Origin of the sequence: Burkholderia sp. SIMBA_062, assembly GCF_046534765.1 — a bacterium.
Taxonomy (GTDB): Bacteria; Pseudomonadota; Gammaproteobacteria; order Burkholderiales; family Burkholderiaceae; genus Burkholderia; species Burkholderia ambifaria.
Window position 1 is genome coordinate 19,757 of the sequence record NZ_JAWRYD010000027.1, and the last position, 20,111, is coordinate 39,867.

The window sequence follows — 20,111 nt, forward strand, 5'->3', positions numbered from 1 at the left end:
CGTTCGATGACTCGTTTCACTCGCTGGATCACCCGCACCGCGGCCGTCGCGCTCGTCGCGCTCTCCGCCACGTCGACCTTTGCGCAGGGCGGCGCCGACAAGGTCGTGCGCGTCGGCTACCAGAAGGCCGGCCTGCTGTCGATCATCAAGGCACAAGGCTCGCTCGAAGCGCGGCTCAAGCCGCTCGGCTATGGCGTGCAGTGGTTCGAATTCCCCGCTGGCCCGCAACTGCTCGAAGCGCTGAACGCGAACAGCATCGACTTCGGCTATACGGGCGCGCCGCCGCCCGTGTTCGCGCAGGCGGCCGGCGTGCGGTTCGTCTATGTCGGCGCGGAGCCACCGGCCCCGCACAACGAAGCCGTGTTCGTGAAGGCCGATTCGCCGATCCGCTCGGTCGCCGGCTTGCGCGGCAAGAAGGTCGCGCTGCAGAAAGGCTCGAGCGCGAACTACCTGCTGCTCGAAGCGCTGCAGAAGGCCGGCGTGCGCTACGACGAAATCCAGCCCGTGTATCTCGCGCCGGCCGACGCGCGCGCCGCGTTCGAGAGCGGCAACGTCGACGCGTGGGTCGTATGGGATCCGTACTATGCGGCCGCGCAGAATGCGCTGAAGGTGCGCACGCTGTCCGACTACACGGGGCTCGCGGCGACCAACAACTTCTACGAAGCGACGCGCGACTTCGCGCAGCAGCATCCGGACGTGGTCGGCGCGATCCTGAAACAGGCGCGCGAAACGGGCCAGTGGGTCAACGGGCATCCGGCCGACACGGCCGCGCTGCTCGCGCCGAAGGTCGGCCTGCCGCAACCGCTCGTCGAGACGTGGATCAAGCGCGTGCCGTTCGGCGCGGTGCCGCTCGACGACCGGATCATCGCGGCACAGCAGCGGGTTGCCGATGCGTTCCATTCGGCGAAGTTGATTCCGCAAAAGCTGAGCGTCGCGGAGAATGCGTGGATCGACACGAACGTGGCGAGCGCGCTCGCGGCGAAGTAACGCCAACGCACTCGAACGCGGCCGACGGACGCCCTGCCCGTCGGCCTTTTTGTCTTCTCGAATTTGCGGGAAACGCCGCCGCTGCCCTCGCGGCTAATCAAGATAGGGCGCCAGGACGCCCTCGATCCAGTCCATGAACGCCCGCACGCGCGGCGACAGATTGCGCCGATGGGCCACCACCAGCGACGCGGCGAGCGGCTCGGGACGCAGGTCGGGCAGAACCTCGACCAGCGCGCCGCTTTCGAGGTGATGCGCGAGCGCCGAATACCCCGCCTGGATCAACCCGATGCCGGCAAGCCCGGCTGCGTGATAGGTCTGCACGCTGTTGACCTGCATCGCGCTGGGCAACGGCAGCGACGCATAGCCATCGCCATTCGGATATTCCCAGCCGGGATGCCGGGCGCCGAGCGTCAGCGTGTAGTGGACCATCCGGTGCCCCTGGCTGCGCAGATCGTCGAGCGTGTGCGGTATGCCGTACCGTGCCAGATAGCTCGGGCTCGCCGCATTCGTCATGCGCAGCTTGCCCAGCGGTCGGGCAATCAGCGTGTCGTCGGTGATCGGCCCCAGCCGGATCACACAATCGAATCCTTCCTGGACGAGATCGACGCGCCGATCGGTGCTCGACAGTTCCAGCTCGAGCTCGGGATGCGCGGCCATCAGTTGCGGCAGGGCCGGAACCACGACGCTGCGTGCCAGTTCGGTCGGCATGTCGACGCGCAACCTTCCGCGCAGGCGTGTGCCGTTACCCGAGAACATCGACTGCAATTCCTGCACTTCTGCCAGCAGGTCGCGGGCGCGGGAATAGAACGCGCGGCCGTCTTCGGTGAGCTGCACGCTCCTTGTGGTCCGGTGCAGGAGCGCAACCCCCACGTCGCGCTCGAGCTTGCGGATCACCATCGACACACGTCCTTTCTGGATGCCGAGGCTTTCGGCCGCCCGCGTGAAGCTCGTCATTTCGGCGACACGGGCAAAGATCAGGAGCGCGTCGAGGTTTTGCATTGTTCACCCTGGAAGTAACAGCACGTTCAATCGGTCATCATTTATAACCCGGTTGCGACTCAGTAGAGTGCTTTCCCATGTCGTCGCCCGACGACAACCTGAACGAAAGGGAACCATCATGACGCAACACACTTCTTCGGTTAAAGCGGTCGTCGTCTACCACTCCGGCTACGGTCATACCGAACGTATGGCAACGGCGGTCGCCGAGGGCGCGGGCGCCGAACTCGTCGCCATCGACGCGGACGGAAATATTGCAGCGCACGCGTGGGACACGCTTGCCGGCGCCGATGCGATCCTGTTCGGCTCGCCGACCTACATGGGCGGCCCCAGCTGGCAGTTCAAGAAGTTCGCCGATGCATCGTCGAAGGTGTGGTTCGACGCCCGGTGGCGCGACAAGATCTTTGGTGGCTTTACCAACAGCGCAAGCATCAACGGCGACAAGCTCAATACGCTCGAATACTTCGTTCTGCTCGCCGGCCAGCACGGCGGTATCTGGGCGAGCATGGACATCAAGCCGGCGAACGTGAAGGCCTCGATGCGTGACGACCTGAATCGCATGGGCTCCTATATCGCGCCGATGGCGCAGACGCCGGCCGACGCGTCGCCCGGCGAGATGTCGCCCGGGGATCTCGAGACGGCACGCCGGTATGGCGCACGCGTCGCAACGATCGCCGGGCAGTTTCGGGCAGGACGCGCTCGAATCGGCTGAAATCCGGCTGGGCGGGGCGCGCCGGCCTGCATGCGTCGGCGCTGTAACGCGGTATGATGACGGCACCTGCGCGCAGGGCGGATCGGGCGCGCAGCCCACGCAGGGCGCATCGTTTCATCGGCCAACCGGACCGCCCAATGAAACAGTTACAACATAACGATTGACGGCGGCACTGGCGACGCGTAGTCTGTCGCCAGAAGTTCAAGAAGTTCGATTGCTGTTCATCAATTGTCGCTACCCGGCGATATTCGTTGCCCTCTCCCTCCTTGACGCTTCAAACGCTCTCTCACAGAGCAAATTTTTCTATTTTTTTCATCAAGGATTCTTCATGGATACCGGTATCGTCAAGTGGTTCAACGACAGCAAAGGCTTTGGTTTCATCACCCCGGACAACGGCGGCGACGACCTGTTCGCGCACTTCTCCGAAATTCGCGCCGACGGCTTCAAGACGCTGGCTGAAAACCAGAAGGTGAGCTTCGAAACGAAGCAAGGCCCGAAGGGTCTGCAAGCGGCCAACATCAAGCCGCTGTAAAGTTTGAAGGACCCGGCCTCCGGTAACGGACGCCGGGTTGCAGCGACATCCTCGCGGAGCTTCGACTCCCAAAGTTGGCGCGACTGCTCTTAGCTGCATCTGATTGATCAGCAGCTTGCCGAGCGCCACACGCCTCGTTGCACTTCATTCCCCCTCTGGCTGCAAGGCCCCTTTTCCGCTTTTCGACTGCTTCGGATTCAGCTCGCAATGGCTTTGAATCGGCGCACCCGTGCATATTTCGCACGGCACGCGCGCACTCGAACATCATTAAAATTAAAACGCAAATGCAAAACCAACGAATTCAACAGTACAACGGCTATGCCGTTCAACCCTCGGCACATCGTTTGCCCGACGGTAGTTTTTCATCCAACCTGCTGCTCGAACGCGCCGAAGGCCGCTACCAGTTCTATTCGCTCGATTATTTCGTGAGTGAAGAGCAGGCGCTGCAGCACTCGAGCCGCTGGGCGCGCAACTGGATCGACACGCGCGGCTGAAGCCAACGCCGGCCATCGTTCCAGCGACGCGCCGGCAGCCTGCGCCGGCCCGCTTTACTTCAACGCACCCGCCACCTTCTTCTGCCGCCATAGGCACAGCAGATCGCACGCGACATGCGCGGCTGCGATCGCGGTGATGTCCGCGTGATCGTAGGCCGGCGCCACCTCGACGACATCCGCCCCGATCAGGTTCACCGCACCGAGCCCGCGCACGATCGCGAGCGCCTGCGCCGACGACAACCCGCCCGCGACCGGCGTGCCCGTGCCGGGCGCGAACGCCGGATCGAGGCAATCGATGTCGAACGTCAGGTACGCGGGGCGCGCACCGACGATATCGACGATCCGCTCGACCGCCGCGCGCGAGCCGTGGTCGTGCACCCACGCGGCATCGAGCCGCTCGATCCCGAGAAAGTCGTCGTTCCACGTACGGATCCCGACCTGCACCGACGTCGCGGGATCGATCAGCCCTTCCTTCACGGCCTTGTAGAACATCGTGCCGTGATTGAGGCTGTCCGGTTCGTCGTCGGCCCACGTATCGCAGTGCGCGTCGAAATGAATCAGCGACAGCGGTTTGCCGTAGCGCTCCGCGTGCGCGACCAGCAACGGATACGTGATGTAGTGGTCGCCGCCGAGCGTCAGCATCTTCGCGCCCGAGCGCAGGATCGTGCGCGCATGCTCGACGATCGCCGGCTTGATCGACAGCGGATTGTGCGCGTCGAACCAGCAGTCGCCATAGTCGACGGCCGCGAGATCGTCGAACGGATCGAAGCCCCAGGGATACGGATTGAGCTCCGCGAGTTGCACGCTCGCCGCACGGATCGCGGCCGGCCCCAGCCTTGCGCCTGAGCGATAGCTCGTCGCGAGATCGAGCGGCACGCCGGAAATCGCGACGTCGACTCCGTCGAGCGCACGCGAATAGTTGCGGCGCATGAACGACAGCACACCCGCATAAGTATTTTCGATCGAGGAGCCGTACGGCGTCGTGCGACGGATCGCACCGTCGCCGTGGAGAAGTTCGGTCATGGTCGGACTGTAGTCGTGGCGGCCGGCCCGCCCGTTTCACCTGGTATTGGCGCACGGGCCGGACACGGCATGGATTCATCGGGCACGCACCGGCTGCGCATTCTGTCGCGCGGCCGGACGGGACAACGACATCGACAACGGTAATACCGCGGCGATCATAGCAAGCCGGATTGAAGGCGTTGCCCCGGTTCAGCCGGGGCAACGCGCGGAAAAGTCCGGCGGCGGCATCGCCGCCCATCGACACCCATCGCCACCCTTTCCTAGAAGGAATCGCCGGTTCTTGCGTGCCCGTTCTTCCGGATAATGGCCGCCAGTCGCGCCCGCGACGGCGCGCCGTCCGCCACCAACAACCACAAACCGGAGACCCTCGCCTTGATCGCCACGCTTCCCGCCGCCTACCGCCGGCTCTGGCCGCTCGCCATCGCCGCCGCGCTGCTGTACGGGCTGTCGCTCGCCGCCGCGCCCTATCCGGGCCAGGCTGCCGCGAAAGCCGCGATGGGCATCCTGCTGCTCGTGGCCGGCAGCACCTGCGGCGCGCCGCGCGAACGCGCGTGGCTGTGCGCGGCGCTCGCGACCGCCGTGCTCGGCGACGTGCTGCTTGCACTGCCCGACTGGCCGCTGTCATTCGTGTTCGGCCTCGGCGCGTTCCTGCTCACGCACGTGTGTTATTGCGCGATCTTCTTCCGATGGCGCGCGCGACCGCACGGCTGGCGCATCGTCGCGCTCGTCGCACTGTGGATCGCCGCGCCGGCGTTCTACGTGGCGTTCTTCCCGCGCCTCGGCGAGTTGCTGGCGCCGGTCGCCGTCTACATGCTGGTGCTGTGCGCGATGGCGAGCTTCGCGCTCGCCGCGCGCACGCGCAGCGCGCTGGTCGCCATCGGCAGCATGATCTTCGTCGGCTCCGATACGCTGATCGGCGTCGGCCGGTTCCTCGGCGGCTTTCCCGGCATCGACTATCTGATCTGGGGTCTCTATGCGCTCACGCAGGTCATGATCGTGGCCGGGGTTTTCCATGAGACGGCCGCCCGCTCAATCCGCCCCTGATACTGTTTCAAACAGACTGCCGCGTGCCGGCGGTTTCATTTACCGCCGGTCCCGCCCTGCCGACGGACCTTTCCGCGCCTCGCGCAATGCGGAAAGCGGCCCGTTCCAAACCCCGCTCAGCCCTTTCCCGTCTGCGTTCCTGCCATTAGAGCGTCGCTTCTAGGCGCTTGCGGTTTCCGGGCTCACCCACTATCGTTACATCAACCAATGTAACATTAAAAAATGAGCCAAATCGGAGACACCCGGATGAATGCTCGCACGTTGCCTTTCGGCCCGCCCGGCCACGATGGCCCGGACGAATCCATCGACATCGCCATCATCGGCACCGGCTTCGCGGGGCTGGGGATGGCCATCCGCCTGCGCCAAACGGGCGTGACCGACTTCGTCGTCCTCGAGAAGGCCGCATCGGTCGGCGGCACGTGGCGCGACAATCATTACCCCGGGTGTGCATGCGACGTGCAATCGCACGTCTATTCGTTCTCGTTCGCGCCGAACCCGCGCTGGACCCGCATGTTCGCGCCACAGCCGGAGATCCGCGCGTATCTGGAAGACTGCGTGCAGCGCTTCGGCGTCGGCCCGCACCTGCGGCTGAATCACGAGCTGCAGCGCGCCGAGTACGACGAAACCGCACAGCGCTGGCGCCTCACGTTCGCGAACGGCAAGCGGCTGTCGGCGCGCGTGCTCGTGTCCGGGATGGGTGGGCTGTCGCGCGCCGCGCTGCCGGCGATCCCCGGCGTCGAGAGCTTCCGGGGCCGCGCGTTCCATTCGCAGCAGTGGGATCACGATTACCCGCTCGACGGCAAGCGCGTCGCGGTGATCGGCACCGGCGCGAGCGCGATCCAGTTCGTGCCGCAGATCGCGCCGCGCGTGAAGGCGCTCGCGCTGTTCCAGCGCACGCCGCCGTGGATCATGCCGAAGCCCGACCGCAACCTGACCGGCTTCGAGAAATGGCTGTTCCGCACGCTGCCGTTCACGCAGAAGGCCGTGCGCAGCGGCATCTACTGGATGCTCGAATCGCGCGTGCTCGGCTTTGCGATCCATCCGTCGCTGATGAAGAACGTGCAGAAGCTCGCGCTGCGTCACATCCGCAAGCAGATCCCCGATCCGGCGCTGCGCCAGGCCGTCACGCCGAACTACACGCTCGGCTGCAAGCGCGTGCTGATCTCGAACGACTACTACCCGGCGCTGTCGCGCAAGAACGTCGACGTGATCACGACCGGCATCGACCACATCGAAGCCGACGCGGTCGTGACGACCGACGGCACGCACCATGAAGTCGACTGCCTGATCTACGGCACCGGCTTCCAGGTCGCCGATCCGTATCCGCGCGGCGCGATCGTCGGCCGCGGCGGCCTCGACATCGTCGACGCGTGGCGCGACGGCGCGCACGCCTACCTCGGCACGACGCTGCCGGGCTACCCGAACTTCTTCATGATCGTCGGCCCGAACACGGGCCTCGGCCACAACTCGATGGTGTTCATGATCGAGTCGCAGATCGAATACATCCTCGGCGCGCTGCAGGCGATGCAGCGCGAGCGCGCGGATGCGATCGAGGTGCGCCCGCTCGTCGAGGCGCAGTTCAACAGCGACCTGCAGGGCAAGCTCAAGAAGGCGATCTGGTCGACGGGCGGCTGCAAGAGCTGGTACCTCGATCCGCGCACCGGCAAGAACACGACGCTGTGGCCGGGCTTCACCTGGCGCTTCCGCCAGGCGACCGCGCGCTTCTCGATCGCCGATTACCACGCGTATGGCGCGCCGCGGCACGACACGACCGCGCGGCCCGTCGCCGCGGCCGCCGCCTCCGCTTCAACTTCCCCTTCCGCCGAAGCGGCCTGAGCCAGACAAGGAGCCACCGACATGAGAGATTTCGCCAACAAGGTCGCCGCGATCACGGGTGCCGGCTCGGGCATGGGCCGCGCGCTCGCGGTCCAGCTCGCGCGGGCCGGCTGCCACGTGTCGCTCGCCGACAAGAACGGCGTCGGCCTCGCCGAAACCGAGCGGATCGTCCGCGCGATCGCGCCGAACGTGCGCGTGTCGACGCGCATGCTCGACGTCGGCGACCGCGACGCGATGTTCGCGTGGGCCGACGACACCGCGAAGGCGCACGGCAAGGTCAACCTGATCTTCAACAATGCGGGTGTCGCGCTGTCGAGCACGATCGAAGGGATGGAATACAGCGATCTCGAGTGGATCGTGAACATCAACTTCTGGGGCGTCGTGCACGGCACGAAGGCGTTCCTGCCGCACCTGAAGGCGTCGGGCGACGGCCACGTGATCAACACGTCGAGCATCTTCGGGATCTTCGCGCAGCCGGGCATGAGCGGCTACAACGCGACCAAGTTCGCGGTGCGCGGCTTCACCGAATCGCTGCGCCAGGAACTCGACATGATGAAGTGCGGCGTGTCGGCCACCTGCGTGCATCCGGGCGGCATCCGCACGAACATCGCGCAGTCGAGCCGCGTCGCGAAGAACATGGTCGGCTTCATCGTCGAGAGCGAGCAGCAAGGCAAGGACAGCTTCGAGAAGTTCTTCATCACGAGCGCCGACGACGCCGCGCGCACGATCCTCGCCGGCGTGCGCAAGAACAAGCGCCGCGTGCTGATCGGCCGCGACGCGAAGGGCGCCGACTGGATGGCGCGCGTCCTGCCGGCCGCCTATCAGGCGCTCGTCGTGCTCGCGACGCGCCGCGAGGCAGCGAAAGCCCGCCGCCATGCCGCACGCGGCGCGCCGGCGCCGGTGCACGCCACCTACAACAATGCAGGTAATCAGGGAGAACAATCATGACGACCCCGAACATGATGCCGGTGCGGCGCGACATCCGTTTCGCGCTGCCGCCCGAACGCGCGAAGGACTGGCACGTCCAGGGCGTGCCGGTCACGCATTTCATGAACGCGCTGTCGCTGCTGTTTCCGGCGGGCGAGCGCTTCTTCATGGATTCGGTGCGCCACTACCGCGACCGCATCGAGGATCCGGAGCTGAAGAAGCAGGTGCTCGGCTTCATCGGCCAGGAAGCGATGCACACGCGCGAGCACATCGAGTACAACGACCTGCTGCAAGCGGCCGGCCTGCCCGCACACAAGCTCGACAAGCGGCTGTGGACGATCCTCGGCTTCTTCAGGAGGACGACGCCGCATTCGGTGCAGCTCGCGGCGACCATCGCGCTCGAGCACTACACGGCGATCCTCGCGAACCAGTTGCTGTCGGGCCACGAGCACCGGATCGACGGCTCGGTCGAAGGCTATCAGCAGATGTGGATGTGGCACGCGATGGAGGAAACCGAGCACAAGGCGGTGTCGTACGACGTATGGAACGCCGTGATGAAGCCGGGCCTCGGCAGCTATCTGCTGCGCACCGGCACGATGCTGCTGACGACCGTGCTGTTCTGGACGATCGTGTTCGACTTCCACGTGCGGCTGATGCTGGCGCACCGTCGCAAGCACGGCAGGTTCGGCGGCATGTGGCGCCTCGTGAAGTATCTGTACAGCCCGAAGAACGGCGTGTTGCCGAGCATCGCCGGCGAATGGCTCGACTACTTCCGCCCGGGCTTCCATCCGTGGGACCACGACAACCATCAGTACCTGCTGGGCCTCGACACGCTGCTCGCGAACATCGACGCGACCAACGCGCGCTACGCGGCGCAGGCTGCCCCGCGCCGCGTGCCGCTGCATCCGGTTGCGCAGGCATGACGTCATGGCGCGCGCAAACGAGATGCTGACCGTCCACTCCGGCGACGTGAAACTCGCCGTGTATGTCAGCGGCCCGCGGCGCGCGCCGCCGCTGATCCTCGTGCACGGCTATCCCGATTCGGCGGCCGTGTGGGCGCCGGTGCGCGCGCGGCTCGCGAAGCGCTACCGCGTGATCGCCTACGACGTGCGCGGCGCCGGCGCGTCCGATGCGCCGCGCCGCCGCGCGGATTACGCGCTCGCGCGGCTCGCGGAGGACCTGAAGGCGGTCGCCGACGCGACCTGCGGCAACCGGCCGTTTCATCTGGTCGGTCATGACTGGGGGTCGATCCAGTGCTGGGAGGCCGTGACCGATCCCGCGTTCCGTGGCCGGATCGCGTCGTACACGTCGATCTCCGGGCCGTGCCTCGACCACGTGTTCCGCGCGAAGATGCGGCTCAAGCAGAGCCTGAAGTCGTGGTACATCGCGTTCTTCCACCTGCCGATCGTGCCGTCGCTGGTGTGGCGGCTCGGCGGTGCCGCGCTGTGGCCGCGCTGGTTGCAGTTGACCGAGCGCGTGCGGCCCGAGCGCGATCCCGCCCAGTTGAAGAACGCGCTGAACGGATTGCAGCTTTACCGCGCGAATTTCCTCGCACGGGCGAGACAGCCGCGCGAGCGGTATGCGCAGGCGCCGGTCCAGATTCTCGTACCGGTGCGCGACCGCTACGTGACGCCCGAGATGTCGGTCGGTCTCGACCGCTGGCTCGGCGAGCACGTGCGCGAGGAAATCGACGGCGCGCACTGGATCGTGGTGCGCGATCCGGAGCTGATCGCGGCGCGGATCGACCGGTTTGCCGCGGCACACGAAAGACCGGCGGTCGCGGCGGCGCCAGCGGCGGCCCTCGCGACGACGCGCGCCCCGGTTCAGCGCAACGCCGGCAGGCGCTTGAACAACGTTTCGTAGTCGATCACGAGCCCGTCGGCATCGATGTCCATCTCCGCCGTGAAGTTCCGGAAGATCCCTTCGTAGCGGTAGCGCCGGCCGGGCTCGATGCAGGCGTAGGCCTGCTTGACCGGCGCGACGGTCAGATCCGGCGTCGAGATGTACGCGACGTCGATCGGCCGCCGCTCGCCGCGCGCGAGACCGAGGCGGCCGATCGGCAGCGAATTCGTGAACGGCGTGGCCGCGATGTCGATGTCGACGCAGCCATCCAGTTGCGGCAGCGCGCGGCCCGAACCGTCGCGCCAGTGCCCGGCGCCGTCGCCGTGCAGTTCGAGCGTGCCGCCGCCCATCACCCGGAGCACCGCATATCTGACCCGCCACCGCGGATCGCACTCGACCCGGTACGCAAGCCCGTACGCCCGGCCGTACCGCTGGCCGACCACGGCGCTTTCGACGACGATGCCGGTTTCAGCACGGTCGAACGTCAGGTGTTCGATGCCGTCGCCCTCGAGCGACGCCCAGCGCACTTCCCGCATCGTTCCTCCGAAAACGCCAACGAGGATCCAAATTTACTACCAGAGCGCGCAATTCTCGCGAAAACGCTAACGCCGGTTCCGCATACGTGCGCTCTCCGCCCCAATTCGGAGCACTCGCCTCAAATCCCGAGTATCCAGAATTCCCTATTCCGGTGCACGGGAGAGTGTCCTATGCTCGCGGCTCATCCTGCTCCCCCGCCGCCATGCCTACCGCCCGCCTCGCCTCGCCGCCGATCGACCTGCGCATCCTGCTGCGCAGCATCGGACAGATCGTGCTGCAGGCGAACGCGTTTACCGGCGCGATGCTCGTCGCCGCACTCGCGCTGACCGACCTGCGGCTCGCGTGCGCGGCGCTGGTCGGCGCGGCCGCCGCGAACCTGACCGCCGTGCTGACCGGCGCGGAACGCCGCGCCGTCGAACAGGGTCTGCAGGGCTTCAACGGCGCGCTCGCCGCGCTGGTGGCCGTCTTGTTCGCACCCGCCACGCTGGCGCTCGTGCTCGCACCGCTCGCCGCGATCGGCGCCGCGCTCGTGCAGCGCGCGATGCGCACTCGGCTCGCGAAATGGCGCCAGTGCCCGTATTCGAGTCCGTGCCTTGCCGCCACCGCGCTGTGGCTGCCGTTTGTCGCGGTGCAGCATGGGAGCGGTGCCGCGACGGATGCGGCGCCGACGCTTTCCTCGGCCGCCGCCGCACTGCTGGCGGGCATCGCGCAAACCGCCTTCGCACAAGGCGCGTGGGCCGGTATGCTGATCGTTGCCGGCATCGCGGTCGCATCGCGCCGCGCGGCCGCGTTCGCCCTCGGCGGCGCGATCGGGTCGACAATGCTGCTGGCTGCACTCGGCACAAGCGATGCCGCATTCACCGACGGCCTGCTCGGCTTCAACGGCGCGCTCGCCGCGCTTGCGCTGATGTCGCGCGGCACCCGCGCGGCGCTCGCGGCAGCCGCACTGGCCGCGCTGATCCAGTGGCTCGCGATGCACGCGGGCATCACTGGGCTCACGGCCCCGTTTGCACTCGCGTCGTGGATCACGGTGGCCGTCGCGCGCCGCTTTACCCTCGGAGAACCCGATGTCGTCATTCGCACACCGTCCTGACGCCGTGAAACCCGGCGGCCCGATCTCGGACGCCGAGCGCCGGCTTCGCGTCGATCTCGCCGCCGCGTATCGCCTCGTCGCGCTGAACGGCTGGGACGATCTGATCTATACGCACCTGTCCGCGACGGTACCGGGCGAGCCCGGCCATTTCCTGATCAATCCGTTCGGCCTCACGTTCGACGAAGTCCGCGCATCGAATCTCGTGAAGATCGACCTGGCCGGCAACCGGATCGGCGACAGGGAGCACGCGGTCAACGTGACGGGTTTCGCGCTTCATGCGGCCGTCCATGCCGCGCGACCGGACGCCGTCTGCGTGATGCATCTGCACAATACGGCCGGCATCGCCGTGTCGATCCAGCGCGACGGGCTGCTGCCGGCATCGCAGCACGCGCTGCGGTTTCACGGCGACCTCGCCTATCACGACTACGAAGCGCTCGCGTTCTCGCCGGCCGAAGGCGCGCGGTTGACCGCCAGTCTCGGCGCGAAATCCGCGATGCTGCTGCGCAACCACGGCACGCTGACGGTTGGTCGGACCGTCGCCGAAGCGTATGTACTGATGGATACGCTGATCAAGGCGTGCGACATCCAGGTACGCGCGCAGGCAGGCGGCGGGCCGCTCGTGCTGCCCGAGCCGGCCGTGGCTGCCCGCACCGCCGCGCAATTGCGCGACGGCGGCGCGATCGAGGGCGAACTGGAATGGCCGGCGCTGCTGCGCCGCCTCGACCGCATCGATCCGTCGTATCGCGACTGACGCCGCCGGCGTCCCGACGAACTCGAACTGATTCCCCTCAACCATCGGAGTATCCAATCATGCCGACTTTCAATATCCAGTTGTTCGAAGGCCGCACGGTCGAGCAGAAACGCGCATTCGTCGAAGCGATCACGCGTGTCACGTGCGAGACGCTCGGCTGCGACCCGGGCTCGGTCGACATCATCCTCGCCGACGTGAAGAAGGAGAACTGGGCGACGGCCGGAAAGCTGTGGAGCGACGCGCTCTGACACCGGCCCGTTCGGCGTCGCCGGAACCTCCCGCGCGATACGCGCTCGAACCGCGGTAACACCCGACCGAACGCGCCGCACGCCGCGGCGCCAGAAGGAGACTGCATGATCGACGACAAACGTATCGCCACCGCACTGAACGACATGATCGTGTCGATAGGCGGGCAACTGGATCAATCGCTGCGGCGGGTCGAAGAGACCTGTCCGCCTCATGAATTCATCGCCTATCGCGAATTCGTGTCGCAAGTATTGACCACGATGCTGCTCGACTTCATGAACCCGCTCTACGCGCGGCACCCCGACCTGAAGCCGCCGGACCTCGCCTGACCCGCCCGCGCAGCGCCGCCCACGCGCGCTGCGTGCGCCTCTTCCTTCCCTGCTCCCGTTGTGCGCCCGCACATCGCTCCGTCACGCAATCGGCGCATAATGCCGAACACACAACGCAGCAGCCAATGGCCAGCCGATCAGGAGACCGCCATGGAAGCGAAGAACGAGGAAGTCGTCGCACACCTGCTCTCGGATGTCGTCGAATTCGCGCGCGGGCGCCTGCCCGAAGCCACGTTCCGGATCGTGGAACCGTTCCTGCGTCATTACTACGACTTCGTCGACGCCGACGATCTGCAGGATCGCAGCATCGCCGACCTGTACGGCGCCGCGATGGCGCACTGGCAGACCGCGCAGAAATTCGTGCCCGGCAGCGAGCGGCTGCGCGTGTACAACCCGATCCTCGAGCAGCACGGCTGGCACTCGGACCACACGGTGATCGAGATTGTCAACGACGACATGCCGTTCCTCGTCGACTCGGTGACGATGGCGGTGAACCGCCTCGGGCTCGCGCTGCACTCCGCGCTGCACCCGGTGTTCCGCATCTGGCGCGGCGGCAACGGCGGAATCGAGCGCGTCGACGCCGGCGGCGCGACGGCCCCCGACGGCCAGTCGCAGCTCGCGTCGTTCATCCATTTCGAAGTCGACCGCTGCGGCGACGCCGCGCTGCTCGACACGCTGCGCGACGACATCGCGCGCGTGCTCGGCGACGTGCGCGCGTCGGTCGAGGACTGGCCGAAGATCGTCGACATCGCGCGCGCGACGATCAAGGACATGAAAGCCCGCGAATCCACCGCGGAAGACATCGAGGCGCGCGCGTTCCTCGAATGGATGGCCGCCGACCACTTCACGTTCCTCGGCCAGCGCGACTACTCGCTGGTATCGGACGCGTCCGGCTTCGGGCTGCGCGGCGTCGAGGGCTCCGGCTTCGGCCTGCTGCGCGAATCGCTGCGGCCGTCGGGCGCGCCGGACGTGACGCCGCTGCCGCCGGCGGCCGCCGAGATCATCACCGGCCCCTGGCCGATCTTCCTGACGAAGGCGAACTCGCGCGCGACCGTGCATCGGCCCGGCTACCTCGACTACGTCGGCGTGAAACTGGTCGGCGCCGACGGCAAGGTGACCGGCGAGCGCCGCTTCATCGGGCTCTACACGTCGACCGCGTACATGGTGTCGAGCGCCGAGATCCCGATCGTGCGCCGCAAGTGCGCGAACATCGTGCGGCGCGCGGGCTTCCTGCCGAAGGGCCATCTCGGCAAGTCGCTGGTGACGGTGCTCGAAACCTATCCGCGCGACGAACTGTTCCAGGCCGACGAAGACCAGCTCTACGACATCGCGCTCGGCATCCTGCGCCTGCAGGAACACCAGCGCACGCGCCTGTTCGTGCGGCGCGACCGCTTCGACCGCTTCGTGTCGTGCCTCGCGTTCGTGCCGCGCGACAAGTACAACACCGACCTGCGCCGCCGCATCGCGAAGCTGCTCGTCGACGCATACAACGGCGTGAACGTCGAATTCACGCCACTGCTGTCGGAATCGGCGATCGCGCGGATTCATTTCGTCGTCCATGCGGAACCGGGCACGATGCCGGACGTCGACACGCGCGAGCTCGAAGCGCGGCTCGTGCAGGTCGCGCGCCGCTGGCAGGACGATCTCGCGGACGCGCTGCTCGACGCGTTCGGCGAAGAGCAAGGCAACCGGCTGCTGCAGCGCTATGCGGAATCGTTTCCGGCCGGCTATCGCGACGACTATCCGGCGCGTACGGCCGTGCGCGACATCGAGCTGATCGAGCGTGTGAAGGAGTCGGGCCAGCTCGCGATGAACCTGTACCGCCCGATCGAGGCCGGGCCGCGCGCGTTCCGCTTCAAGGTGTATCGCGCGGGCGACCCGATCGCACTGTCGCGCAGCCTGCCGATGCTGGAACATCTGGGCGTGCGCGTCGACGAGGAGCGGCCGTACCGGATCCAGACGCAGGATGCCGCGCCCGCGTGGGTGCACGATTTCGGCCTTGAACTCGCCGACGACACCGAGTTCGACATCGAGCGCGTGAAGGGCCTGTTCGAGGATGCGTTCGACCGGATCTGGAGCGGCCGGATCGAGAACGACGACTTCAACCGCCTCGTGTTGCGCGCCCACCTGAGCGCCCGCGAGGTCACGATCCTGCGTGCGTATGCGAAATACCTGCGGCAGGTCGGCTCGACGTTCAGCGACGCGTACATCGAGCGCGCGCTGACCGGCAATCCGGCAATAGCACGGCAACTCGTCGAGCTGTTCCTGCTGCGCTTCGACCCGGCCATCGGCGGCACGCGCGACGTGCAGGCCGAACACCTGCTGAAGGCCATCGAGACAGCGCTCGACCAGGTGCCGAACCTCGACGAGGACCGGATCCTGCGCCAGTTCCTCGGCGTGATCAACGCGACGGAGCGCACCAATTATTTCCTGCACGACGCGAACGGCGAATCGAAGCCGTACCTGTCGTTCAAGTTCAATCCGGCGAAGGTGCCCGGCCTGCCCGAGCCGAAGCCGATGTTCGAGATCTGGGTGTACTCGCCGCGCGTCGAGGGCGTGCACCTGCGCGGCGGGCGCGTCGCGCGCGGTGGGCTGCGCTGGTCCGACCGCCGCGAGGATTTCCGCACCGAGGTGCTCGGGCTGATGAAGGCGCAGATGGTGAAGAACGTCGTGATCGTGCCGGTCGGCTCGAAAGGCGGCTTCGTCGTGAAGAACCCGGCGCCGCCGAGCGATCGCGAAGCGTGGATGCGCGAAGGCATCGCGTGCTATCAGACGTTCCTGCGCGGCCTGCTCGACCTGACCGACAATCTCGCCGGCAACACGATCGTGCCGCCGCCCGACGTGGTGCGGCACGATCCCGACGATCCGTATCTCGTCGTCGCGGCCGACAAGGGCACGGCCACCTTCTCCGACTATGCGAACGCGATCTCGCACGAATACGGCTTCTGGCTCGACGATGCGTTCGCGTCCGGCGGTTCGGTCGGGTACGACCACAAGAAAATGGCGATCACCGCGCGCGGCGCGTGGGAATCGGTGAAGCGGCATTTCCGCGAGATGGGCGTCGATACGCAGGCGACCGACTTCACCGTGGTCGGCGTCGGCGACATGTCGGGCGACGTGTTCGGCAACGGGATGCTGCTGTCGCCGCATATCCGGCTCGTCGCGGCCTTCGATCACCGGCACGTGTTCCTCGACCCGAACCCCGACCCGGCGACGAGCTTCGCGGAGCGCGAGCGGATGTTCGCGCTCGAACGCTCGAGCTGGGCCGACTACGACACCGCCGTGATCTCGCAGGGCGGCGGCGTGTACCCGCGCACCGCAAAGACGATCCCACTGTCGCCGGCCGTGCAGGCCGCGCTCGGCATCGACGCGCACGCGCTGCCGCCAACCGAGCTGATCCGCGCGATCCTGCAGGCGCCGGTCGACCTGCTGTACAACGGCGGCATCGGCACCTACGTGAAGGCCGCGCACGAAACCCACCAGCAGGTCGGCGATCGTGCGAACGACGCCGTGCGCGTGAACGGCGCGGACCTGCGCTGCAAGGTCGTCGGCGAAGGCGGCAACCTCGGCTGCACGCAGTTCGGCCGCATCGAGTTCGCGCAGCGCGGCGGGCGCATCAACACCGATGCGATCGACAACTCGGCGGGCGTCGATTGTTCGGATCACGAAGTCAACATCAAGATCCTGCTCGGCCTCGTCGTCACCGACGGCGAGATGACCGAGAAGCAGCGCAACACGCTGCTCGCGGAAATGACCGACGAAGTCGGGCTGCTGGTGCTGCGCGACAACTACTACCAGACGCAGGCGCTGTCGATCGCGGGCCGCTACAGCGTCGAGCTGCTCGACGCCGAGGCGCGGCTGATGCGCTGGCTCGAACGCGCGGGCCGCCTGAACCGCGTGATCGAATTCCTGCCGACTGACGACGAGATCGCCGAACGGCAAACCGCGAAACAGGGCCTGACGTCGCCGGAGCGCGCGGTGCTGCTCGCCTACAGCAAGATGTGGCTGTACGACGCGCTGCTCGAATCCGACGTACCGGAGGATCCGCTCGTCGCCGCGATGCTCGTCGACTATTTCCCGAAGCCGCTGCAACAGCGCTTCAGCGAACCGATGCAGCGCCATCCGCTGCGTCGCGAGATTCTCGCGACGCACCTGACCAACGCGCTCGTCAACCGCGTCGGCTGCGCGTTCGTACACCGGCTGATGGAGGAAACCGACGCGAAGCCGGGCGACATCGTGCGCGCCTGCATCATGGCGCGCGACGTGTTCGATCTCGAGGCGGTGTGGCGCGACATCGACGCGCTCGACAACCGCGTCGCCGACGACGTGCAGGCGCGCATGTTCGTCGACGTCGCACGGCTGCTGGAGCGCGCGGCGCTGTGGTTCCTGCGGCACCTGCAGTCGGGCGCGGTCGCCGACGGCGGCGTCGCCGGCTTGATCGCGCGCTGCCGCGACGCGGTGCAGCGCCTCGCGCCGCAATTGCCGTCGCTGCTGCCGACGAGCGATCTCGAAGCGTTGTCCGAGCGGCAGCGCGTGCTGGTGGACGCCGGCGTCGACAGCGCACTCGCCGGGCGCGTCGCGAACGGCGACATCTCCGCCGCGCTGCTCGACATCGCCGAAGTGGCCGCGACCTGCGATCGCAGCCTCGAACTGGTCGCGGGCGTGTACTTCTCGCTCGGCACGCTGCTGAACTACCGGTGGATCGGCGAACGCGCGGCCACACTGCCGGCGCCTACGCACTGGGACATGCTGGCGCGCGCGGCCGCGCTCGGGGAAATCGCGCGGCTCAAGCGCACGCTTGCCACCAGCGCGCTGGCGGAATCGGCCGACTCGACGGCGCCGGAGACGATCGTCCACGCGTGGCGCGAACGCCGCGAAGCCGCGCTGGAGCGCTACGAGCACCTGCTCGCCGATCTGCGCGCGTCGGGCGGCGCAAGCCTCGCGGTGCTGCTCGTGATCGTGCGCGAGATGGCGGTGCTGGAACGCGCGTGACGGGTGACCGCGACGTTACACCGTCGCGACCAACAGCTCTTCCGCGTTGTTCGGCGGACGCAAGCCGTCGGGACGATCGGCGAAGTAGCGGCGCGTGAGATCGGCGGCCGACACATGGTCGGCCCGCGCGAAGCCGGCCTCCATCGCGAGCGCGCGGATCTGCGCCGGCATGAAGAAGCTGATGAACGGCGTGCCGCTCGCGGCCGCGCCCTTCGCGGCCATTTCGAGCGCCGGACGCACGTCCGGATCCGCATGCTCGAGCGGCAGCAGGAAGGTCATCGCGAACGTCGAACCCGGCGCGAGCGACGCGACTTCGCGTAGCGCCGCCGCGTTCGCGTCGCGCGTCAGGTACATGCTGACGCCGGTGGACACCACGACCGCCGGTTTGCCCGCATCGAAGCCCGCGCCGACGAGCGCGTCGCGCCACGACTGCTTCGCCTCGAAATCGACCGGCACGAACCGCAGCCAGTCCGGCACGCCGAAACCGAGCTCGGCCAGGCGGCGGCGCTTCCACGCCTGCGGCGCGGGCGGATCGACTTCGAAGACGGTCAAGCGCGACGCCATCTCCGGCCGGCGCTGCACGAAGCTGTCGAGCCCGGCGCCGAGGATCACGTACTGGCTCACACCCTGCGCGGCCTGCGCGACGACGAGATCCTCGATGAAGCGCGCCCGCGCGACGATCGATGCGCGAAACGGCCGCGTGAACCGCGGATCCATGTCGCCGCGCTGCTGCCAGCCGGGCGCCGGTGCAAGCAGGCGCAGGCCGACTTCATCGGCGAGCACGTGCGGCGGCGCATCGAGTTCGACGTGCAGCGCGCGCCACAGCGCGACACGGGCGGCGGTGCTGTCGGGGGCGTCCTGATGGTCCATCACGCGCTCACGTCATGTTGGACCGCGCCGCCACCCGCGCGAACAGCGCGTCGAGATCGAAGCCGGTCGTGTCAAGGCCGATCGTGTCGCGCAGGCACGCGCCCCACGCCGCCGCGTCGTCGAGCGTGACGGTGCGCCCCGCGCCCGCCGCGTCGCGCAGCGTCAGCACGGTGTTGAACAGCGCGGCGCGGCCGTCCGGCAGCACGCGGCACGCGATCAGGTCATTCACGAAGATCGATTCGGGATAGGTCGACGTGAACCAGTTCGCGGCGTCGTAATCGATCCACTCGGCCCGCTTCAGCGAGAAGCGATAGGTCGTCTGCCAGCCGTCGGGAATCTCGAACTGCATGTCGAACTCGCCGTCGACCGGCGCGCCGACGACGCGAAACGCGCCGTGCGGCGTCAGTTGCCGCTCGTCGGGCACGAAGCGCAGCGGTGCGGTCAGCGTCGCGCTGCCGAAGCCGATATCCGCGAGCCACGTCGCGCCGTCGAGATCGATCCGCAGCAGCATGTGCGTCTGCGCGGTGACGACGTCGGGCGGCCGCATCCAGCGCACGCGCGCGATCAACGGCGTCACGCGGAAACCGATGTGCGTGAGCGCGGTGTAGAACAGCTTGTTGAGTTCGAAGCAGTAGCCGCCGCGGCGGTGCCCGATCACCTTGTCGACGATCGCCGGCAGGTCGAGCGCGACACGCGCGCCGGTCAGCGGATTGAGGTTTTCAAACGGAATCGCCTGCGGGTGCAGCAGATGCAGCCGGCGCAGCACGTCGAGCGTCGGCTCGGCCGGGCCGTCGTAGCCGATGCGGGCGAAATAGCGCGGGAGGTCGAACGAGTCAGTCATGTACCGGCACCGGAAACGGGGAACACGCCACGATAGCATCGAGCGCAATCCCCATGTTG

The 20,111-nt window shown here is 67.3% G+C and carries 19 protein-coding genes; 14 read left to right on the forward strand and 5 right to left on the reverse strand.

What is annotated here, in order from left to right:
• Window positions 1-6: 6 nt before the first annotated feature.
• Window positions 7-987: a sulfonate ABC transporter substrate-binding protein gene (locus tag SB786_RS25640; protein WP_410729934.1), complete on the forward strand. Its 981-nt coding sequence runs from the start codon at window positions 7-9 to the stop codon at window positions 985-987.
• A gap of 93 nt (window positions 988-1,080) precedes the next feature.
• Here the strand turns inward: SB786_RS25640 and SB786_RS25645 are convergent, their stop codons facing one another.
• A complete protein-coding gene (locus tag SB786_RS25645; protein ID WP_410729935.1) occupies window positions 1,081-1,986 on the reverse strand; it encodes a LysR family transcriptional regulator in 906 nt (301 codons plus the stop codon).
• Between the two features lie 118 nt (window positions 1,987-2,104).
• Between SB786_RS25645 and SB786_RS25650 the strand changes: the two genes are divergently transcribed.
• The 3 genes from SB786_RS25650 (at window position 2,105) to SB786_RS25660 (ending at window position 3,721) form a co-directional block, all read left to right on the forward strand.
• A complete protein-coding gene (locus SB786_RS25650; protein ID WP_410729992.1) occupies window positions 2,105-2,695 on the forward strand; it encodes a flavodoxin family protein in 591 nt (196 codons plus the stop codon).
• Window positions 2,696-3,023: 328 nt separating this feature from the next.
• A complete protein-coding gene (locus SB786_RS25655; protein ID WP_006485974.1) occupies window positions 3,024-3,227 on the forward strand; it encodes a cold-shock protein in 204 nt (67 codons plus the stop codon).
• 284 nt (window positions 3,228-3,511) lie between these two features.
• Window positions 3,512-3,721, forward strand: coding sequence for a hypothetical protein (locus SB786_RS25660; protein WP_006753082.1), 210 nt, complete (start codon window positions 3,512-3,514; stop codon window positions 3,719-3,721).
• 54 nt (window positions 3,722-3,775) lie between these two features.
• On the opposite strand, the gene speB is transcribed toward SB786_RS25660, so the two are convergent.
• Window positions 3,776-4,744 carry an agmatinase gene (speB, locus tag SB786_RS25665; RefSeq protein ID WP_410729936.1) on the reverse strand — a complete coding sequence of 323 codons (969 nt, stop codon included), beginning with the start codon at window positions 4,742-4,744 and terminating at the stop codon, window positions 3,776-3,778.
• A gap of 372 nt (window positions 4,745-5,116) precedes the next feature.
• Here speB and SB786_RS25670 point away from each other — a divergent pair, with 372 nt between their 5' ends.
• The 5 genes from SB786_RS25670 (at window position 5,117) to SB786_RS25690 (ending at window position 10,414) form a co-directional block, all read left to right on the forward strand.
• Window positions 5,117-5,788, forward strand: a complete 672-nt coding sequence (locus tag SB786_RS25670) for a lysoplasmalogenase (RefSeq protein ID WP_410729937.1) — start codon at window positions 5,117-5,119, stop codon at window positions 5,786-5,788.
• Between the two features lie 246 nt (window positions 5,789-6,034).
• A complete protein-coding gene (locus SB786_RS25675) occupies window positions 6,035-7,624 on the forward strand; it encodes a flavin-containing monooxygenase (protein ID WP_410729938.1) in 1,590 nt (529 codons plus the stop codon).
• A 21-nt stretch (window positions 7,625-7,645) separates the two neighbouring features.
• The gene (locus SB786_RS25680; RefSeq protein ID WP_410729939.1) at window positions 7,646-8,572 is read left to right on the forward strand and encodes an SDR family NAD(P)-dependent oxidoreductase; all 927 of its coding nucleotides are present in this window, start codon (window positions 7,646-7,648) and stop codon (window positions 8,570-8,572) included.
• Entirely contained in the window at window positions 8,569-9,474 is a 906-nt protein-coding gene (locus tag SB786_RS25685; RefSeq protein WP_410729940.1) for a metal-dependent hydrolase, read from the forward strand. The genes SB786_RS25680 and SB786_RS25685 overlap by 4 nt, the downstream gene beginning before the upstream one ends.
• 4 nt (window positions 9,475-9,478) lie before the next feature.
• Window positions 9,479-10,414, forward strand: coding sequence for an alpha/beta fold hydrolase (locus SB786_RS25690; protein ID WP_410729941.1), 936 nt, complete (start codon window positions 9,479-9,481; stop codon window positions 10,412-10,414).
• Here SB786_RS25690 and SB786_RS25695 read toward each other — a convergent pair.
• Window positions 10,375-10,929: a putative glycolipid-binding domain-containing protein gene (locus tag SB786_RS25695; protein WP_410729942.1), complete on the reverse strand. Its 555-nt coding sequence runs from the start codon at window positions 10,927-10,929 to the stop codon at window positions 10,375-10,377. The genes SB786_RS25690 and SB786_RS25695 overlap by 40 nt on opposite strands.
• A 203-nt stretch (window positions 10,930-11,132) precedes the next feature.
• Between SB786_RS25695 and SB786_RS25700 the strand changes: the two genes are divergently transcribed.
• The 5 genes from SB786_RS25700 to SB786_RS25720 all read left to right on the forward strand — a co-directional run bounded on the left by SB786_RS25700 (window position 11,133) and on the right by SB786_RS25720 (window position 18,341).
• Entirely contained in the window at window positions 11,133-12,023 is an 891-nt protein-coding gene (locus SB786_RS25700) for an urea transporter (protein ID WP_410729943.1), read from the forward strand.
• Complete coding sequence (locus tag SB786_RS25705; RefSeq protein ID WP_410729944.1) at window positions 11,998-12,774, forward strand: class II aldolase/adducin family protein; 777 nt, start codon at window positions 11,998-12,000, stop codon at window positions 12,772-12,774. The genes SB786_RS25700 and SB786_RS25705 overlap by 26 nt, the downstream gene beginning before the upstream one ends.
• A 59-nt stretch (window positions 12,775-12,833) precedes the next feature.
• The gene (locus SB786_RS25710) at window positions 12,834-13,022 is read left to right on the forward strand and encodes a 4-oxalocrotonate tautomerase (RefSeq protein ID WP_006759165.1); all 189 of its coding nucleotides are present in this window, start codon (window positions 12,834-12,836) and stop codon (window positions 13,020-13,022) included.
• A 105-nt stretch (window positions 13,023-13,127) separates the two neighbouring features.
• Window positions 13,128-13,349: a hypothetical protein gene (locus tag SB786_RS25715; RefSeq protein WP_410729945.1), complete on the forward strand. Its 222-nt coding sequence runs from the start codon at window positions 13,128-13,130 to the stop codon at window positions 13,347-13,349.
• Window positions 13,350-13,499: 150 nt separating this feature from the next.
• Complete coding sequence (locus tag SB786_RS25720) at window positions 13,500-18,341, forward strand: NAD-glutamate dehydrogenase (RefSeq protein ID WP_410729946.1); 4,842 nt, start codon at window positions 13,500-13,502, stop codon at window positions 18,339-18,341.
• 15 nt (window positions 18,342-18,356) lie between these two features.
• Here the strand turns inward: SB786_RS25720 and SB786_RS25725 are convergent, their stop codons facing one another.
• Window positions 18,357-19,211, reverse strand: coding sequence for a class I SAM-dependent methyltransferase (locus SB786_RS25725; RefSeq protein ID WP_410729947.1), 855 nt, complete (start codon window positions 19,209-19,211; stop codon window positions 18,357-18,359).
• A gap of 7 nt (window positions 19,212-19,218) precedes the next feature.
• Window positions 19,219-20,052 carry an arylamine N-acetyltransferase family protein gene (locus tag SB786_RS25730; RefSeq protein ID WP_410729948.1) on the reverse strand — a complete coding sequence of 278 codons (834 nt, stop codon included), beginning with the start codon at window positions 20,050-20,052 and terminating at the stop codon, window positions 19,219-19,221.
• Between the last annotated feature and the right edge of the window lie 59 nt (window positions 20,053-20,111).

Excerpts from the sequence above, each read along its gene's own strand:
- SB786_RS25725 (WP_410729947.1), bottom strand. The coding sequence starts at position 19,211 with ATGGACCATCAGGACGCCCCCGACAGCACCGCCGCCCGTGTCGCGCTG.
- SB786_RS25660 (WP_006753082.1), top strand. The coding sequence starts at position 3,512 with ATGCAAAACCAACGAATTCAACAGTACAACGGCTATGCCGTTCAACCC.
- SB786_RS25720 (WP_410729946.1), top strand. The coding sequence starts at position 13,500 with ATGGAAGCGAAGAACGAGGAAGTCGTCGCACACCTGCTCTCGGATGTC.
- SB786_RS25700 (WP_410729943.1), top strand. The coding sequence starts at position 11,133 with ATGCCTACCGCCCGCCTCGCCTCGCCGCCGATCGACCTGCGCATCCTG.
- SB786_RS25710 (WP_006759165.1), top strand. The coding sequence starts at position 12,834 with ATGCCGACTTTCAATATCCAGTTGTTCGAAGGCCGCACGGTCGAGCAG.
- speB (WP_410729936.1), bottom strand. The coding sequence starts at position 4,744 with ATGACCGAACTTCTCCACGGCGACGGTGCGATCCGTCGCACGACGCCG.
- SB786_RS25690 (WP_410729941.1), top strand. The coding sequence starts at position 9,479 with ATGGCGCGCGCAAACGAGATGCTGACCGTCCACTCCGGCGACGTGAAA.
- SB786_RS25645 (WP_410729935.1), bottom strand. The coding sequence starts at position 1,986 with ATGCAAAACCTCGACGCGCTCCTGATCTTTGCCCGTGTCGCCGAAATG.
- SB786_RS25680 (WP_410729939.1), top strand. The coding sequence starts at position 7,646 with ATGAGAGATTTCGCCAACAAGGTCGCCGCGATCACGGGTGCCGGCTCG.
- SB786_RS25695 (WP_410729942.1), bottom strand. The coding sequence starts at position 10,929 with ATGCGGGAAGTGCGCTGGGCGTCGCTCGAGGGCGACGGCATCGAACAC.
- SB786_RS25675 (WP_410729938.1), top strand. The coding sequence starts at position 6,035 with ATGAATGCTCGCACGTTGCCTTTCGGCCCGCCCGGCCACGATGGCCCG.
- SB786_RS25715 (WP_410729945.1), top strand. The coding sequence starts at position 13,128 with ATGATCGACGACAAACGTATCGCCACCGCACTGAACGACATGATCGTG.
- SB786_RS25655 (WP_006485974.1), top strand. The coding sequence starts at position 3,024 with ATGGATACCGGTATCGTCAAGTGGTTCAACGACAGCAAAGGCTTTGGT.
- SB786_RS25685 (WP_410729940.1), top strand. The coding sequence starts at position 8,569 with ATGACGACCCCGAACATGATGCCGGTGCGGCGCGACATCCGTTTCGCG.
- SB786_RS25730 (WP_410729948.1), bottom strand. The coding sequence starts at position 20,052 with ATGACTGACTCGTTCGACCTCCCGCGCTATTTCGCCCGCATCGGCTAC.
- SB786_RS25650 (WP_410729992.1), top strand. The coding sequence starts at position 2,105 with ATGACGCAACACACTTCTTCGGTTAAAGCGGTCGTCGTCTACCACTCC.
- SB786_RS25640 (WP_410729934.1), top strand. The coding sequence starts at position 7 with ATGACTCGTTTCACTCGCTGGATCACCCGCACCGCGGCCGTCGCGCTC.
- SB786_RS25705 (WP_410729944.1), top strand. The coding sequence starts at position 11,998 with ATGTCGTCATTCGCACACCGTCCTGACGCCGTGAAACCCGGCGGCCCG.